Origin of the sequence: Brucella sp. JSBI001 (assembly GCF_026014005.1) — a bacterium.
In the GTDB taxonomy this organism is placed as follows: Bacteria; Pseudomonadota; Alphaproteobacteria; order Rhizobiales; family Rhizobiaceae; genus Brucella; species Brucella anthropi.
The window spans coordinates 1,652,501-1,668,389 of sequence record NZ_CP110339.1; the positions used below are offsets into that span (position 1 = coordinate 1,652,501).

Consider the following 15,889-nt stretch of genomic DNA (forward strand, 5'->3'; position numbering starts at 1 on the left):
GCTAACATCGCCGATCTACTCACACCCAACGTCGCCGTCAAACACTTTCAACCAACCCAAGGGACGAACCAACCTGCCGCTAGCAGCGTCGCCGCCCTCGTTGTGGCGCCATATAGACCCCATCATTCCAAACTGTCAACGCAGTTTCGTAAAAAGAAGGAATTTTCTTTCCACAGCCAATATGAAAAAGGCCGCTCAAAGCGGCTCTTTTCAAAAACACACATATTATGATCGCGATACTCTATTCGGGTTCGTATTCGCGAACACCGTCGTCCTTGGCAAACAACACACATGGCCCCTGAGACCCCCGTGGATCATACGCATATCCCTTCGCCGCTAGCGCATGCATCATATCCCGGATGCCAGCCAAGCCATAAAGGTGATCATGTAATTCAAGGAAGATGCGCTCCACACCCGTCAAATCGGCGTTTTGCAGCAGGTGATGCTCAGCGCCTTCGATATCCATGACAAGAACATTGATACCGTGGCGAGTGATGAACTCGTCAATATTGGTCGAGGACAATTCTATAGCGTGTTCGTATGGCCCTTGATTCTCATCCATGGATGACATCCAGAGGTCACGCCGCACATAGAAGCGGAAAGAGCGGGATTCGCCTGCAGTAAGAATCCCTTGGGAAAGCACAACATTGTTGATGCCGTTGGCATCGATTACACGCTGAGCAAGCGCTGCAGTAGACGGGTTAGCCTCGAAAGCCCAAACAGACACCTCGGCAATCTTGGCAATAATCGATGTGATAATTCCGATGCCTGAGCCGAGCTCCAGCACGCGATCTCCCGGCTTCACTGCCTTGAAAATCGAACGCGCTTCTTTGGCTTCATAGCTGCCGCTCATCAAAGCCTGCCAGATAACCGGCGAAACTTCGTCAGATGCGATCGGCACGTTAATCCCATGTACTTTCAGCAATTCCTACGCCCCAGTTCCCCAGTATCGGAGTATCGCGTCCAAACGAACGACCAAATGCACTCCAACTTATTGAATGCATCACACGTAACTTTACGATGTGATTAGCTTATGAACATAAACTGATTTGCCTATCTGATGCCAGTTGTCACACCGCTATATCGTCAGCGATTTGATGCATGACCGACCGCCTTGACGTCCTGCCCACTCCGACCATGAAGATGTTTGAGTTTTGAAGCCGGCATCGGCCTACCTATGAGGTAACCCTGAACTTGATCGCATCCCAACCGCTTCAGGCACTCGAACTGCTCCTCAGTTTCAATGCCTTCTGCAATTGTTACCATTCTGAGGCTGCGCCCGACCCCAGTTACGAGTTCGACAATCGCCAGTGCGTCCGGTCGCGTTGTCACATCGCGTACGAAAGATCGATCAATCTTGATCTTGTCGAAGGGGAACCCGCTGAGACTGCCAAGGCACACGAGGAATAGCCTGTTCCGAAATCGTCCATCGCGATCTGGATACCCAATGCTTTTAGCTGGCGTAGAGTGCTCAAGGTCTGCTCATTTTTGTCCAGCAGAACTGATTCTGTGATCTCGAGCTCCAACCGATTCGCTTCGAGGCCGCTTTGCTCCAGGGCATCGATAACGCTTTGAATGAGGTTCAGGCTGCGAAACTGAACAGGAGAGAGGTTGACTGCGATCTTGAGCGGCTTATTCCAATGAGCAGCTTCAAGACAGGCCGTCTTGAGCACCCAATCCCCTAGCGCGTGAATAAAGCCAATCTTCTCGGCCACGGGAATAAACTCTACCGGTGAAACTGCCCCCCGGATAGGGTGAGTCCAACGGAGCAAAGCCTCATAACCGCATATCTCACGCGTTATGGTGCAGGCTTGCGGCTGATAGTAAACTTCCATTTCACCATTCTCCAGTGCCTTCTGAAGATCGGCCTCAAATGACTTCTTCTCCCGCAAACGCGTCTGCATCTGCGATTTAAATACGCTCGCATGACCAGGCCCGAGAGCCTTTGCCTCATAAAGCGCCAAATCGGCATGTTTGAAAAGTTCCTCCGTGTCGGGTTCACCCTCGGAGATTGCGACACCGACACAGGTTCCGATTTTGATTTCCAGCTCGCCGACATGATAAGGCTGGCTGATCACGTCCATCAGGCGATCCGCAAGTTCCAGTGCTTCCTCTTCCCGTAATCCCGTGGAAAGCACGGCAAACTCGTCCCCGCCCAGGCGACACACCATGTCACCTCGTTCGCCGAGTTTGGTAAGACGTCGTGCAACTGCCTGCAACAGTGCGTCGCCAACATCATGCCCAAGCGTATCGTTTACGTCCTTGAACCCATCGAGATCCAGAAGAAGAATAATGGCCGATTGGCTTCCCGTCTGTGCGGCCTCAAGCCTTTTCTCCAAATCCTGCCGGAACAGGACACGATTGGGCAATCCGGTCAGCGCATCGTGATGTGCATCGTGCTCCAGCCGAAAATTCTGCGACTGCAGTTCACCTGTCGCTTGCCGAAGATCGCTTGTCAGGCGTTGCATGCTGCCATGCGCCCGATCAAGAAGCTTGTTGTGACGTAGCAGAAGAATAACGAGCACGACGCCGCAGAGAATGAGGCCCGCCGCCAATCCGGTGTAGATGAGATGCAACTGGCGAACTTCTGCCTGGGCAGCATCTATAAGTCCGACATCATACTCAACTGCAGATGACGCAAGCGCTGTCATCGGACCATCAAGCGCACTCATTAATTGCAGATGGGTTTTGACCTCGTCTGCATCAAGTTTATCCAGCTGGACGTCAAGTGCCTGAAGAACGTCGCTTAGCTTCAAAAAGAGATCGCGTCGCCGCTGATCGTTTTGAATGAAGGAGCGCAGATTGCCTTGCTGCAACAGTTCCAGTCGCCCGAGCATAATATCGAGGCGAAGCCGCACTTCGTCGCGCGTCTCTTCGTTCATATCCAGAACGTATCCAGCCAGAACGTGCTCAAGCCGCATATATTCCGATACAGTCTGACCAACAGCCCAGGAATCATTATAACGGGAGAATTTCTGAAGCGCTGTCTGTCGTTCGGCAATGACATAGGCGATATAGGCCGTTGCCACCACGAAACAACAGATAATGACGCCTAGAATTCGTCTCACACTTTGCCTCTATTCAACTATCAGCTTGGCAACCTGCCACGCAGAACGTGTGTAATAGGTCTGGCTTTGGAGCTGTGGGTCGCTGTCATACGGGTAAATAATAAACAATGGTCCTTTATCGCGAACCGGCATGTAATTGCCATCTCGTTTCATGGCAAGAATAACATTGAACTTCTTGAAGTCTTCCATCGGTAACGAGCTAACATAATCGTTCAACGCTACCGCAGTCACTTTCGTTCCCTTGGCGCCGACAAGCGTCATAAGCTTGTCCATCGACACGCCGTCAAAACGCACACGACCATCATACCATGGATTTGCCGTTTCTACGGTCACTAAACCCAGGGCCTCCAGCATATCCCGGTCAAATTGTGCTGTATCGCCAACATTTGTATTCGAAATATTGCCGGATATGACCAGAATCGGCTTACCCGTCGGTTTGGCCAGCGGTTCAGCAGCGGCCCCGGATAGCCAGACGAAAGGCAAGAGCAGACAGGCAAGGACTCGAATTAGTTTCATTGCATTTCCCCATGATAAATTAGAACAATAAAGAGAATTGCCTAAATCAACGTGAAGATCGCATGAGTCTTGTATTTTTTCATGTTCTTATGCAATAAAAATGGAATATCGGCGTCAAGCTTGCCGCAACGTAACTTCAAACGACCGCAGTTAGTGAATTACCCTAATGTTAGATCGTTTTTATTGGATAGTAACGCTTTTAATATGCCGTATCAGCTGAGCACTAGGTCAATCAGGCTCAATTCGTGCTGTCAAAAACAAAAGGGACAACGTGTTTGACGCTGCCCTTTGGAGAAATTGGATAGTTATTGTCGCATCAACCGACTAGTTTTCCGCCGGTCATCGGCTCAGGAACGCCGGTTGTGCTCGGAAAACTGATAGGCAAACTGCGCAAGGCTCGCACTGCGAGGAAAGCAAAACATTCAGCTTCTACAGCATCGCCTCGCCAGCCAAGCGTTTCGACAGGCACGAGTTCCACCTTGGCGCGCTCGACCAGCATATGCATCATGGTTGGATTGCGACGGCCACCGCCACTGACTGCAAGCCGTTTCGGCCGACGCGGCAGAATGTCCAGAGCCTTCCCAACCGCTGAGGTCGTGAACGCGGTCAATGTCGCCGCGCCATTTTCCTCGCTCAGACCGTCGGCCATCGTCTCGGTAAAGTCGAAGCGATCCAACGACTTGGGATACGGAGCAATCAAATAGGGGTGCTTGAGCAGTTCGGCGAGCCGGTCTTCGTCTACCTTACCTTTTGCTGCCAGTACCCCGTCGCGGTCCATTTCGCCCAATCCCCGCTTTTTCATAAAGTCATTGATAGGCGCATTGGCTGGACCGGTATCGAATGCCACAAGCGCATCATCACCATCCCACCAAGTTATGTTACCGACACCACCGAGATTGAGAATCGCAGTATTGCCACTCGCATCAGCACTGCGCAGCAAGGCAGCATGATAGACGGCCGCAAGCGGAGCACCCTGCCCGCCAGCCCGAATATCTGCCGTCCGGAAATCATAAGCCACTTTAGTAGCGAGCAGTTCGCTCATAAGCCTTCCATCGCCAAGCTGCCTCGTATCACCAAGCCTGCCTGCCTGCGGTGCACGATGCAAAACCGTCTGCCCGTGGAAACCGACAACGCCGATATCCGCCATCGACAGCCCGCTTTCCTCAACCAGTTCGCGCACAGCCGCAGACTGGGCGCGTGTCAGCGCTTCCTCTGCCTCAGCAAAAATCGCAGGTTCCGCACCTTCAAAATTCCAGACGCGAGCCTCGGCCTGCGCCTGTTCGAGAAGATCACGAATCCAACGCGGATAAGGTTTCAACGCGTAAGCGCCGAATTCCGCAATGGTTTCGCCATCAGTTTTCAACAGGGCAACATCGATGTTTCCATCAAGAACGGTACCGGTCATCAGGCCAACGGCCCATATTGGCTGCATAGACGTCTCCTATCCCAATGAAATTGCGTCGCCGACACCCTGACGCAGCGCCAGAATACCGCTGTCAAAGTGACGTGTCGGATGAATACGATTGGTGAGCAAGGTCCATGCCCTGCCCGCTTCAAAATCAATCCACAAGCCGGTTCCCGTGAAACCGGTATGCCCGATTGTATCCTTCGAATTGAAATTGCCCCCCGACCAACCGTCATAAGGTCGTTCCCAGCCATGCGTGCGGGTGGCGGATAGTGGTCGGCGCATGTGTTCGATAACGTTTTGCGATGCACCCGTGCCGTCAAGCAAGCCAAGCGCAAAATCAAGTATGGACGCAGCCGTACCGAACAAACCCGCATGCGCCGCACCCTGCAACGCTGAACAATTGTCGTCGTGCACCTCACCGCAGAGCACACGATTGCGCCAGGTGCAATCTTCGGTAGCGGCACTAATCTCCGGCTCCGCGGAAAAGGCAAAGCCTTCGCCGGGGTCCATCTCGCGAATGGTCTTGCCGTAAAATCTTTCCATCGCAAAACCGAGCAGAATGAAATTGATGTCTGAATAAACCAGCGCGGATTCTCTCCATTCGCGTTGCAATACGAATGCGCGCAACAATTCCGGATCCCGTCCATATGTGTAGATCGGTTCGACCGACGGAAATGGCGTCTGGTGGCCGAGACATTCACGAAAGGTGACTTTGCGCTCCCAGGCATCATTATCATATTGCCGAAGATCCGGAAGCAACGTGATCAATGGTGCATCGAGGTCAATGACACCTTCCTCGGCCAGCGTAAGGATGCGAGGTGTCGTGAAAATCACTTTGGTCAGCGAGGCGAGATCGAACCACGTATCGGTTGTCATCGCGCGCCGGGCCGGAATGATCTGCGCATAGCCAGTCGCCCGGACAGCCCGGTTGCCGGAGAGATCGACCATTCCAAGCACCCCTCCCGGAATACGGCCTGAGTCGCACGCACCTGTCAGAAGGCTGAAAGCTTTTTCAAAGCGAGCCGTAAAAGCAGTATCGACGGAGTGGCGGACATTCGGTTCTGCCATGATAGTTATGCCTCGGTCCGGGCCATGTGATCATGACCATATGTCTGCCAGTTTGCCGGTGCCGGCTCATATCCCAGCGGGCGTACGAGTGAAGGCACTTGTCGCGTATCGAGGGTAAAATGCTCGTTGCGCCGATCAATACTTGGAACGGCAGAGATCAGCCGCTTCGTATAGGAGTGTTTTGGTGCAGACAGGATGGAAGCGGCATCGCCAATTTCCACGATCTGCCCAGCATAAACGACGGCGATGCGGTGCGCGACACGCTCCACTACCGCCATATCATGCGACACGAACAGATAGGCGAGACCACGTTCCTTCTGGAGATCGATCAACAGCTCCAGCACTTTCGCCTGTACGGATACGTCGAGAGCTGAGACGGCTTCGTCGAGTACCACCACTGAAGGATTCAGCATCAAGGCGCGGGCAATACAAAGCCGCTGGCGCTGCCCGCCGGAAAACTCGTGCGGATAGCGTTCCAGACTGTTTGCAGGCAGCCCCACCCGGTCAAGCAACTGCAGCATCTTCTGTCGTGTTTCCGGCCCGTCGCGCCCGCCAGCAGCTATGACCGGCTCAGCAAGAATGCTATCGATACGCAGACGAGGATTAAGCGATGCATAGGGATTTTGAAAAACCATCTGCACAGAAGATGAATTTCGAGTGTCGGCGGTATCTGTTACACCGACTTCAAGCTTGCCGTGTGACGCTTTGACGAGCCCGAGAATCGCCCGCGCAGTCGTCGACTTACCCGAACCACTCTCCCCTACGACCGCCAGTGTTTCGCCCGGAACAAGATCGAAATCGACACTCTCCACGGCATGAACTGCACCAAGTCTGCGGCCAAGAATGCCGCCCTTGACTGGGAACCGGACTGTGAGCCCTTCCACAGCCAGAATTGGGTTCGTTCCGGGTTTGGCCGCTCGTACGTTATCCGTTCGTACCGCCTTGCCGCTTTCAAAATGTGGCACAGCCTTCAGGAGATGCTGCGTGTAAGGATGCTGAGGCTGATCGAGAACGACATTCAGTTCACCTTGCTCCACTGCCTCGCCGTGTTGCATGACCATGATCTTGTCGGCCATACCTGCGACCAGACCAATGTCATGAGTGATAAAGATCATCGCCATGCCGGTTTCGCGCTTCAGCTCTGCCAGAAGTGCCATGATCTGTGCCTGTACCGTAACATCGAGCGCTGTGGTCGGCTCATCGGCGATCATGAGGCGCGGATTGCAGGCAAGCGCCGTTGCAATCATCACCCGTTGCAGCATACCGCCGGAAAGCTGGTTCGGGCAGTATTTGAGACGCCGTGCAGCATCTGGAATGCGTACGCGATCAAGTACGTCCTTGGCAGCGGAAGCTGCCTGCTTGCCGGTAAGTCCACGGTGAAGACGAAACGATTCCTCAATCTGTGTCCCGATAGTGAGCACTGGATTGAGTGACGTCATGGGCTCCTGAAAAATCATGCCGATTTCCGCGCCACGGACTTTCGTCACCTCAGCTTCATTCGCAGTCGCAAGATCGATGGTGGTACCGTTCGCGCGATTCAACTCGATCGTTCCATCGATAATGTGCCCGCCGCCAAAGTCCACAAGACGATTGATCGACAAGGCCGTTACAGATTTACCGGAACCGCTTTCCCCGACAATCGCCAGCGTTTCCCCGGCGGCGAGATCGAAACTCACACCGCGCACAATCTCATTGGCTTCAGGATTGCGCCCGAAACCGACACGAAGGTTTGAGACGGACAGAAGCTTGTTCATGCCGCTACCCTCCGCATTCTGGGATCGAGAATGTCGCGTAGAGCATCACCCAGAAGGTTGAAGCCAAGTATACCGATCATGATCGCCAGCCCCGGAAATGCCAGCAGCCATGGCGCGGTTTCCATGAGATTGCGCGCATCTGCCAGCATGAGACCAAGCGACGAAGCCGGCGGCTGCGTGCCGAGACCTAGGAAGCTCAAGCCTGCTTCAGTCAGCAGCGACCAGGCAAGCGCCAAGGTGATCTGGACGGTCAAAGGCGCGATCAGATTAAGCAGCAGATGGCGCGAAAGGATGTAACGGTTGCTACTGTGGAACGTACGCGCTGCATCAACAAATTCACGTGTTTTGATCGACAAGGCCGGACCACGCACAACCCGCGTAAAAATCGGGGTGTAGACGATGGCGATGGCGGCGATACTTGTTCCTGTTCCCGGTCCGACAACGGCAATGATCAGAAGCGCAAGCAAGATTGCCGGAAATGCCAGAAGCACGTCCATGACGCGCATGACAGTTCCATCCCACCAGCGCCCAAACCATGCCGCAGTCAATCCCAGAACGGTGCCCGCGATGGCGGCAATTCCGACCGCAGAAAAGCCAACGATGAAGGATTGCGCGATGCCTGCCATCAGGCGGCTCATGACGTCACGACCGAACAGGTCAGTTCCCATCCAGTGGGCAGTACTTGGAGGACGCAGCCTGTCTATCCGGTACTGCATCAACGGGTCATGCGGCGTAAAACCGAAATACCCCAGAAACGCGACGATCAGATAGATCAATACGATGAGCCCGCCGATACGGCCACTCGGATGAGCAAAAACGGAACGCAATATCTGCATTAGTTTTCCCCCAGACGAATGCGCGGATCGAGCGCAACGTAAAGAAGATCAACAAGCAGATTGACGATCATGAAGTTGAACGCGATGAAGAGAATACTACCCTGTACCAGCGCATAGTCGCGCTGCAATATGGCATCCAGCACCATGCGTCCGAGCCCCGGCAGAGCATAGATCTGCTCGACCAGCACAGCTCCGCCCAGAAGGTAACCGAATTCTACACCACTCAGCGTCACCACAGGGATGAGTGCGTTCGGCAATGCGTGTCGCCAGATGACAGAGCGGGCCGAGGCACCCTTGCTGCGGGCAGTGCGAACATAATCATCACTGAGAACATCCAGCATAGCCGAACGCGATATGCGTGTGACCGACGCCGCAAATGCACAGCCGAGCGTTATGGCGGGCAAAATCATCTGTAGAAAATTCTGCCACGGATTTACCCATAGTGGCGTGAATTCGCCCATAGTCGGCAACACACCGAACCCTGCCGAAAGAATATAAATGAAGAGGAGACCAAGAACGAAGCTCGGAGTCGACTGCCCGATCATTGCAAAAATGCGAACCACGAGATCGGACATTTTTTCGTTGCGCGTTGCTGCATAAACCCCAGCCGGGAGGCCGATGAGCAAGGCAATAATCATCGACATCAATGCCAGCTGCAGTGTCAGCGGGAAGCGTTCCAGAATAACTGTCAGAACTGGCTTCCCGAATGTGACCGAGACACCCAGATTACCTTGCACTACGTCACCGAGCCAACGCCAGTACTGTGTGGTCCAGCTTTGGTCGATACCAAAATATTGCGCCAGAGACTGCCGCTGTTCCGGCGTCAGCAGCCCTGCTTCCGTTCCAAGCATAGCCGTAATGGAATCACCTGGAACCATACGGATCGCGACGAAGACAAGGATCGACACCCCCAGCATAACCAGGGGAAATGTCAGCAGCCGACGTGTCAGATAATTCATGTCAGATTACTCACGGCCTGCCGTCAAGGAAGGCACTGGAAAGCCACGCCTCCATATTGAAGACGTGGCGGATTTCATGACATCACTGCCCAATCTGCAGCTTGGTTACGCCGAACAGCGAACCGGTAGCGCGAGGCTCAAAACCGATAACGTTCTTCTGGTGGGCGACGTAATTATTGGCCGTATAAAGCCATATCCACGGAGAAACTTCTGTTATGTGCTTTTCGAAGTCAGAGAAGATAAGCTTGCGTTTTTCAGGATCAGTTTCGGCTCTTCCCTTTTGCATCAGATCGTCCAGCGTATCGTCAATATACTGTGCGACTTTCTGCAGGTTACCCGCCTTTGTCCAGTAACGGCCATACATCGTGTAGGGATCAGCCGAACCACCGTTAAGCGCCACCGCCATATCGAAGTCGCCCTTCAACCACGTATCGACATAGACGTTGAGTTCCATCATGCGGATATCGAGCTTGATGCCGATTTCGGCGAGTTGCGACTGGAGAACCTGGGCTTCGGCTGCAGCGGTTGCAGGTTCTCCATTCGCAGCAATGATAGTTGCCGAAAAACCATCCGCATAACCGGCATTCGCCATCAGCTTCTTCGCTTTTTCGACATCGCGCTTGTAGCAGAAGAGCGTGTTTGGATCGCTCGCATAGGTCGGCATTGTCAGCGGGCCCGTTACCTTGCCTTCACCGAGCAAGGCTGTATCGAGCACATCTTGACGATCAACGGCGCAGGAGATTGCCTGACGCACCGCCAGTTCCGTCATCGGCTTGCGCGACGGGTTCAACTGCAGGACATGATAAGCAAGAGCCGGAGTGCGCACCAGTTCCAGAGCGCTTTCGTTCGGCACCATCGTTGCGACCAGAGGGTCGTTGAGGAGCGCAAAGTCGATCTGCTTGGCGCGAAGCGCCGCAAGGATTGCTGTTTCGTCCGGCAGGACACTGATATCGATCCCGTCGATCACTACTTTACCGCCCGCCCAGTCGGGATTGGCTTTCAGCACTTCCTTGGAATTCGGTTCCCAGCGCTCAAGGATGAATGGACCCGACCCAACAGTTTTCGTACCTATAGTTCCAGCCTTGATCTCGCTTTCTGGAACGACCGCCGCATTGATGCTGGCGATTGCAGCCAATAGCGGAACGTCAGGCTGGGAGAGTTTGAAGACGACCGTTTCAGCGTCCGGCGTTTCAATAGCAGAAATGGAACCGAAGTTCGCACGCGCGACAGCGCCTGTCTTTTCATCCAGAATGCGCTCGAAGGAGGCCTTCACATCGGCTGGCGTTACCGGCTGACCGTTCTGAAATTTCGCATTCTTGTCGAGCTTGAATGTGAGAACCTTTCCGCCTTCGGAAAATTCCCAGCTTGTGGCAATGGCAGGCGCAATCTGCAGGTCGGAACCAAGACGGACGAGCGGCTCATAGATGAGCTCGAGCAGACGAATCGATGAAAATGCTGGCTGCTTGTGCGGATCGAGACCAGTGGCATCCTGCGACCAGGCCATTCGGAGCGTCGCGGCAAAAGCCGTCGAAACACCCATTCCACCAAAGCTTCCAATGCTCAACGCTATTGCGGCCGCGCCTGCAATAAGGCTTTTATTGAAACTCGCTCCCATTTTCTTCCCTCGCAAATGACTGCAATGCTAATGTCCGACTGCTTCCCCGCTTCGGCTCACGCTTTATTGGCATTTATTGCCTGTCTAAGAAATCCCCCAGCATTCTTTAATGCCTTTCTTGCCTCATCCACTGGCATTCCGGTGATCGTGATGAGGATTGCAAGCTTGACCTCATTATCTGTCAAAGCGAGAACGCGTTTTGCCTCCCCCGCCCCGCAACCGGTTGCCTGCATGACAATTCGCGATGCCCGCGCGACAAGCTTATTGTTGGTGGCACTGACGTCCACCATGAGATTCTCGTATGTTTTCCCTATTCGGATCATACTCGCCGTCGTCAGCATATTAAGAACGAGCTTCTGCGCCGTACCGGACTTGAGCCGCGTCGAGCCCGTCAGTATTTCAGGCCCGACAACCGGCGATATCGCGATTTCAGCCATGGTCGCAATGGTCGAATCGGGATTGCAGGAGAGCGCCACGGTCGTCGCGCCGATAGATGCTGCGTAGGCGAGACCGCCTATTACATAGGGCGTTCGCCCGCTAACGGCGATTCCCACGACAACATCGTGCGAAGTCAGACCTATGTTGCGCAGATCAGATTCCCCGAGCGACGGATCATCTTCTGCCCCTTCGATTGCATGTTGCAAAGCATCCACGCCGCCTGCAATCAGCCCGATCACCATGCCTTCCGGTACGCTGAAAGTCGGCGGACATTCCGATGCATCGAGAACGCCAAGACGTCCGCTTGTTCCTGCGCCCAAATAAATCAGCCGGCCGCCAACCCGAAATGCGTCGACGATCTTATCGACGGCCTGGGCGACCTGAGGCAGCACTTGCTCAACAGCAGCGGGAACCAGATGATCCTCGTCGCTGATGCGGCGTACGATAGCAAGGCTCGACAAGAGATCGATATCCATCGTGCGTGGGTTTCGCTCTTCAGAAACCAGCCTATCCAGTTCAGATAACAACGCCTGTTCCGTCATGCCTCTGCCTGCTTATCGAGCAGCGTTCAAAACGCGCCGCCTTATGGTTAATAAATGTTAGGATTATAAATTCCATCCGTCAATCAAAATAAGGAATAAATTATTCCTTATTTGCAGAAGCCATGTTTCGCGCAAGAATGATCGCACCGGAAACCGCATCACCGTCGGCAGGTTTCAACCGTCTGCGGACGTCTGGCGCCAACCACGGTTCAAGTGGGGTAGCAAGCCCGCCAAGCAAGGTCACGCGCGGCGCCCCTTTCGAAAGCGCGCGTACGATAGTATCTATGTGGCCCGCAGCCGCCTGAACGATACGGCGTGCCGCTGCATCTCCCTGGTCCGCATGACGCATGACCATAGGCGCCAGAGACGCATATTCTGTAGCGGTTGCGCGGTCCATCCACGCCACAGCGTCCATCGGGGTCTGATTAAAGCGCTCCATAACCTCATAGAGAAGCGGCGTACGCTCGATCCGATCATCATAAGCCTGAAGGGCCTGTTGAATCGCTGACAGCCCCAGAAAAGCACCACTACCCTCGTCGGAAATTGGAAAGCCGTAGCCTCCGACGCGAATGTCGATACCATTCACGAAGCCGAGACCAATTGAGCCGGTCCCGGCAATAACGATAGCCCCATCACTACCCGAATGTGCACCGAGACATGCGCCTTTGCCGTCACTCATGAAATGAATACTCGAAAAGGGATGCTGTATAGCCTGAAGTGCTTCGAGCGCACCTTGCCTGCCTATGCCCGCCAGCCCAACGCCTGCATGTGTTCTGGCCAACTCTTCAGCACCCAGGCCCGCCTCGCTGATTGCTGCGTCAAACGCACGTGCGATGGATTCCCACGCCTTGTCTATCCCGAGCCGTGTAGTTGCCGGGCCAGACAATCCTTGTCCCAGCACATTGCCGGTCTCATTTTCCAGCCGGGCTCGACAGCCCGTACCGCCGCCATCCACACCAAGATAGAACTGATCTTTCCCAACCCTGTCCGACGTCATTCTGACAGCCGTTCTATATCTGCACCGCAAAGCTTCAGTTTGCGGTCAAGCTGTTCATATCCACGATCCAGATGATAGATGCGATTAACGACAGTTTCTCCGTCGGCCACGAGTGCTGCAAGAACAAGTGACACGGACGCCCGCAAATCCGTTGCCATAACCTGTGCGCCATGCAGCGGGCGTCCGCCGCGTACCAGCGCAGTTGTTCCCTGCAGTTTGATGTCGACGCCAAGCCGCATCAGTTCCGGCACATGCATGAACCGGCTTTCGAACACCGTTTCGCGAATGAGCGATGCTCCTTCGGCACAAGCCGTCAGCGCCATGAACTGGGCCTGCAAATCCGTCGGGAAACCCGGATAGGGTTCGGTCGTCAGATCTGCGCCACGCAAGGAGCCGTTGCGCGAAACAACCAGACCGCGATCGCTTGGCCAAACGCTTACGCCCATCGTTTCAAGCACCTGCACAACAGACGCGAGATGTTCAAGACGGGCATGCGTGAGTTCGAGCGTGCCGCCTGTAATGGCGGCAGCAACAGCGTAAGTTCCGGCCTCGATACGATCCGGTATGCCGTGGTGGCGGGCAGTCCGCCAAGATGTATCGCCCTGGATCAGAATGCGATGCGTACCCGCTCCTTCAATCTGCGCACCCATGCCCCCGAGACATGCGGCGAGGTCGCCAATTTCCGGCTCACGAGCCGCGTTCAATATTTCCGTTTCGCCACGAGCGGAAGTTGCCGCCATCATCGCCGTCGCCGTCGCGCCAACAGAAGGCGCTGGCAAAACAATCCGGCTTCCGATCAGGCCGTTATCAGTCGAAGCCACGATCCAGCCGCGATCAATGGAAACATCTGCGCCAAGTGTTGCGAGCGCTTTCAAGTGCATATCCACGGGACGCGCACCGATGGCACACCCGCCCGGCAAGGAAACACGAACCTTGCCCAGTCTCGCCAACAAGGGTGCCAGCACCAGAACCGTCGCACGCATTCGTCTTACAGTCTCATAAGGAGTTTCTCCTCCGACAACATCTGTGGCGGTTATTGTCGTCGAGTGCGGCGCGCGGGAGACCTGTACTCCATGTGACTGCACGACATTGAGCATGTTTTCGACATCACTCACCGCTGGGAGGTTGGTAAGTTCAACAGGGTGAGGGCTTAACAAGGAAGCCGCGATCTGAGGCAGCGCGGCGTTTTTTGCACCGGAGATATTGACCGCTCCCTGCAATGGTCGTCCACCGACAATTCGCAATCGTTCCATGTCTCTCCACCAACTCCTCTCTTGCGGATTGTTAGCTCATTCCGTAAATTTTAAAAGATTGGAATTTTATATTCCAAATCAATTTCGGTTGTCCTATGAGGCAAGGCGACCGAATATCGAGCCCTCCGGTGCCGGAATTGGGAATAATCGCGCATGTCGATCCTGCAAAAGATCAACGCCAAACTGAACGAATTGACTGTTGCAGACCGAAGGATCGGCCAGTTCATCGTCGATCATCCAGAACAGGTATTGAAGCTTTCCTCTTCCGCGCTCGCGGTCGCAACCGGTCGGAGTCAATCCAGTGTCGTCAAGTTCAGTCAGAAGTTCGGGTTTGACGGCTATCAGGAACTTAAACTCGCCGTCAGTGAGGCGCGCGCCAAGGAATGGCAGGTTCCGGCAGGCATGGTCCATGGCAGCATTGAGACCGGGGACAGCTATATCACGGTTCTGCAGAAGCTTATCGGCAGTAAACTGCAATCCATGCAGCAAACGATTTCCGCCAACAATGAACAAGGTATCGACGGCGCTTTGCAAGCCCTGATCAGCGCCCGGCGTATCCACCTCGCCGGCGTTGGCGCATCGTCACTCGTCGCACGCGATTTTTCTTACAAGCTGATGAAGCTCGGTCGCAATGTGATGCACGACAGCGATAGTCACATCCAGATGGCCAATGTTTCCACATTGCACGAGGGTGACGTTCTGTTTGCCCTTTCCTATTCAGGAACGAGCATTGAAACCCTTCGCATTGCTGAACAGGCTAAAAAATGGGGAGCGACTGTGATTGCCGTCACAGGCCTCAACGAGAACCTGCTCAATAAGATCGCCGACATTCGTCTGTACACAGTCGCAGACGAAGAACGCGTTCGCTCATCATCGATCACCGCACGCGATGCACAACTGGTTCTGACCGATTTGCTTTTTATCCTGCTATTTCAGCGACAACAGGATGCCAATGACTACGTACATAAAAGCGAAGCGGCAGTGTCTTCGCTGAAAATATAAGCGGTTGGATCAATCAATAATAGCTGCGGCGGCGAGGCTCGCGAAGGCAGCAAGGAATGCCACTGCGACAGCACCGACCTTTGTGAAAAGATTGAACATGTCGCCAGGCGTTTCACGGTTGGACATGTTGAGATAGACCAACGCAGCGACGATGATGACAATCGAAAAACCGAAAGCGGAAACCCACTGCCATATCTCGGACATGAAACCTCACAAACGCTGAACTCATTTTGAAACTGCGCGAATTATATCAAAACATTATTACTACAGTGTGATGTCACTTAATGTTTCACATTCAAGCCTGCAATGTATCATAGGACGTTTAGTCCGGTAATCATCAATTTGTGATCGCTTACCTCTCTCATGCTGTTGCGGGAATGGTCTCGCATCTGTCGCAATAAATGCTGAAAAACGAACTCGACATCGTGTTTCG

Annotated in this window: 13 protein-coding genes and 1 pseudogene; 1 reads left to right on the forward strand and 13 read right to left on the reverse strand. The window is 54.0% G+C overall.

Annotated elements, in window-relative coordinates:
• Positions 1 to 241: 241 nt before the first annotated feature.
• From LJ361_RS07880 to murA, 12 genes and pseudogenes are all read right to left on the reverse strand, one after another.
• A complete protein-coding gene (locus LJ361_RS07880) occupies positions 242 to 925 on the reverse strand; it encodes an FkbM family methyltransferase (RefSeq protein ID WP_036589168.1) in 684 nt (227 codons plus the stop codon).
• A gap of 161 nt (positions 926 to 1,086) precedes the next feature.
• A pseudogene (locus tag LJ361_RS07885) lies at positions 1,087 to 3,068 on the reverse strand (putative bifunctional diguanylate cyclase/phosphodiesterase).
• Between the two features lie 9 nt (positions 3,069 to 3,077).
• Positions 3,078 to 3,584: an oxidoreductase gene (locus LJ361_RS07890; RefSeq protein ID WP_010661764.1), complete on the reverse strand. Its 507-nt coding sequence runs from the start codon at positions 3,582 to 3,584 to the stop codon at positions 3,078 to 3,080.
• Between the two features lie 316 nt (positions 3,585 to 3,900).
• On the reverse strand, positions 3,901 to 5,016 hold the full coding sequence (locus LJ361_RS07895; RefSeq protein ID WP_264813251.1) for an anhydro-N-acetylmuramic acid kinase: 1,116 nt from the start codon (positions 5,014 to 5,016) through the stop codon (positions 3,901 to 3,903).
• A 9-nt stretch (positions 5,017 to 5,025) separates the two neighbouring features.
• On the reverse strand, positions 5,026 to 6,060 hold the full coding sequence (locus LJ361_RS07900) for a serine hydrolase domain-containing protein (protein ID WP_264813254.1): 1,035 nt from the start codon (positions 6,058 to 6,060) through the stop codon (positions 5,026 to 5,028).
• A gap of 5 nt (positions 6,061 to 6,065) precedes the next feature.
• Positions 6,066 to 7,814 carry an ABC transporter ATP-binding protein gene (locus LJ361_RS07905; protein ID WP_029929946.1) on the reverse strand — a complete coding sequence of 583 codons (1,749 nt, stop codon included), beginning with the start codon at positions 7,812 to 7,814 and terminating at the stop codon, positions 6,066 to 6,068.
• On the reverse strand, positions 7,811 to 8,650 hold the full coding sequence (locus LJ361_RS07910; protein WP_029929943.1) for an ABC transporter permease: 840 nt from the start codon (positions 8,648 to 8,650) through the stop codon (positions 7,811 to 7,813). The genes LJ361_RS07905 and LJ361_RS07910 overlap by 4 nt, the downstream gene beginning before the upstream one ends.
• Positions 8,650 to 9,609, reverse strand: a complete 960-nt coding sequence (locus LJ361_RS07915) for an ABC transporter permease (RefSeq protein ID WP_012092570.1) — start codon at positions 9,607 to 9,609, stop codon at positions 8,650 to 8,652. Before LJ361_RS07915 ends, LJ361_RS07910 begins: the two co-directional genes overlap by 1 nt.
• A gap of 82 nt (positions 9,610 to 9,691) precedes the next feature.
• Positions 9,692 to 11,224 (reverse strand): ABC transporter substrate-binding protein, encoded by a 1,533-nt coding sequence (locus tag LJ361_RS07920; RefSeq protein ID WP_264813258.1) that lies wholly within the window; start codon positions 11,222 to 11,224, stop codon positions 9,692 to 9,694.
• A gap of 56 nt (positions 11,225 to 11,280) precedes the next feature.
• Positions 11,281 to 12,204 (reverse strand): N-acetylmuramic acid 6-phosphate etherase, encoded by a 924-nt coding sequence (gene murQ / locus LJ361_RS07925; RefSeq protein WP_264813259.1) that lies wholly within the window; start codon positions 12,202 to 12,204, stop codon positions 11,281 to 11,283.
• Between the two features lie 100 nt (positions 12,205 to 12,304).
• Positions 12,305 to 13,201: an N-acetylglucosamine kinase gene (locus tag LJ361_RS07930; protein ID WP_264813260.1), complete on the reverse strand. Its 897-nt coding sequence runs from the start codon at positions 13,199 to 13,201 to the stop codon at positions 12,305 to 12,307.
• Positions 13,198 to 14,454 carry a UDP-N-acetylglucosamine 1-carboxyvinyltransferase gene (gene murA, locus LJ361_RS07935; RefSeq protein ID WP_264813261.1) on the reverse strand — a complete coding sequence of 419 codons (1,257 nt, stop codon included), beginning with the start codon at positions 14,452 to 14,454 and terminating at the stop codon, positions 13,198 to 13,200. The genes LJ361_RS07930 and murA overlap by 4 nt, the downstream gene beginning before the upstream one ends.
• A gap of 153 nt (positions 14,455 to 14,607) precedes the next feature.
• On the opposite strand from murA, the gene LJ361_RS07940 reads away from it, so the two are divergent.
• Positions 14,608 to 15,456, forward strand: a complete 849-nt coding sequence (locus tag LJ361_RS07940) for a MurR/RpiR family transcriptional regulator (RefSeq protein WP_036589189.1) — start codon at positions 14,608 to 14,610, stop codon at positions 15,454 to 15,456.
• A gap of 9 nt (positions 15,457 to 15,465) precedes the next feature.
• Here the strand turns inward: LJ361_RS07940 and LJ361_RS07945 are convergent, their stop codons facing one another.
• A complete protein-coding gene (locus LJ361_RS07945; RefSeq protein ID WP_010661753.1) occupies positions 15,466 to 15,660 on the reverse strand; it encodes a hypothetical protein in 195 nt (64 codons plus the stop codon).
• Positions 15,661 to 15,889 lie beyond the last annotated feature (229 nt).

Excerpts from the sequence above, each read along its gene's own strand:
- LJ361_RS07890 (WP_010661764.1), bottom strand. The coding sequence starts at position 3,584 with ATGAAACTAATTCGAGTCCTTGCCTGTCTGCTCTTGCCTTTCGTCTGG.
- LJ361_RS07895 (WP_264813251.1), bottom strand. The coding sequence starts at position 5,016 with ATGCAGCCAATATGGGCCGTTGGCCTGATGACCGGTACCGTTCTTGAT.
- LJ361_RS07900 (WP_264813254.1), bottom strand. The coding sequence starts at position 6,060 with ATGGCAGAACCGAATGTCCGCCACTCCGTCGATACTGCTTTTACGGCT.
- LJ361_RS07905 (WP_029929946.1), bottom strand. The coding sequence starts at position 7,814 with ATGAACAAGCTTCTGTCCGTCTCAAACCTTCGTGTCGGTTTCGGGCGC.
- LJ361_RS07910 (WP_029929943.1), bottom strand. The coding sequence starts at position 8,650 with ATGCAGATATTGCGTTCCGTTTTTGCTCATCCGAGTGGCCGTATCGGC.
- LJ361_RS07915 (WP_012092570.1), bottom strand. The coding sequence starts at position 9,609 with ATGAATTATCTGACACGTCGGCTGCTGACATTTCCCCTGGTTATGCTG.
- LJ361_RS07920 (WP_264813258.1), bottom strand. The coding sequence starts at position 11,224 with ATGGGAGCGAGTTTCAATAAAAGCCTTATTGCAGGCGCGGCCGCAATA.
- murQ (WP_264813259.1), bottom strand. The coding sequence starts at position 12,204 with ATGACGGAACAGGCGTTGTTATCTGAACTGGATAGGCTGGTTTCTGAA.
- LJ361_RS07930 (WP_264813260.1), bottom strand. The coding sequence starts at position 13,201 with ATGACGTCGGACAGGGTTGGGAAAGATCAGTTCTATCTTGGTGTGGAT.
- murA (WP_264813261.1), bottom strand. The coding sequence starts at position 14,454 with ATGGAACGATTGCGAATTGTCGGTGGACGACCATTGCAGGGAGCGGTC.
- LJ361_RS07940 (WP_036589189.1), top strand. The coding sequence starts at position 14,608 with ATGTCGATCCTGCAAAAGATCAACGCCAAACTGAACGAATTGACTGTT.
- LJ361_RS07945 (WP_010661753.1), bottom strand. The coding sequence starts at position 15,660 with ATGTCCGAGATATGGCAGTGGGTTTCCGCTTTCGGTTTTTCGATTGTC.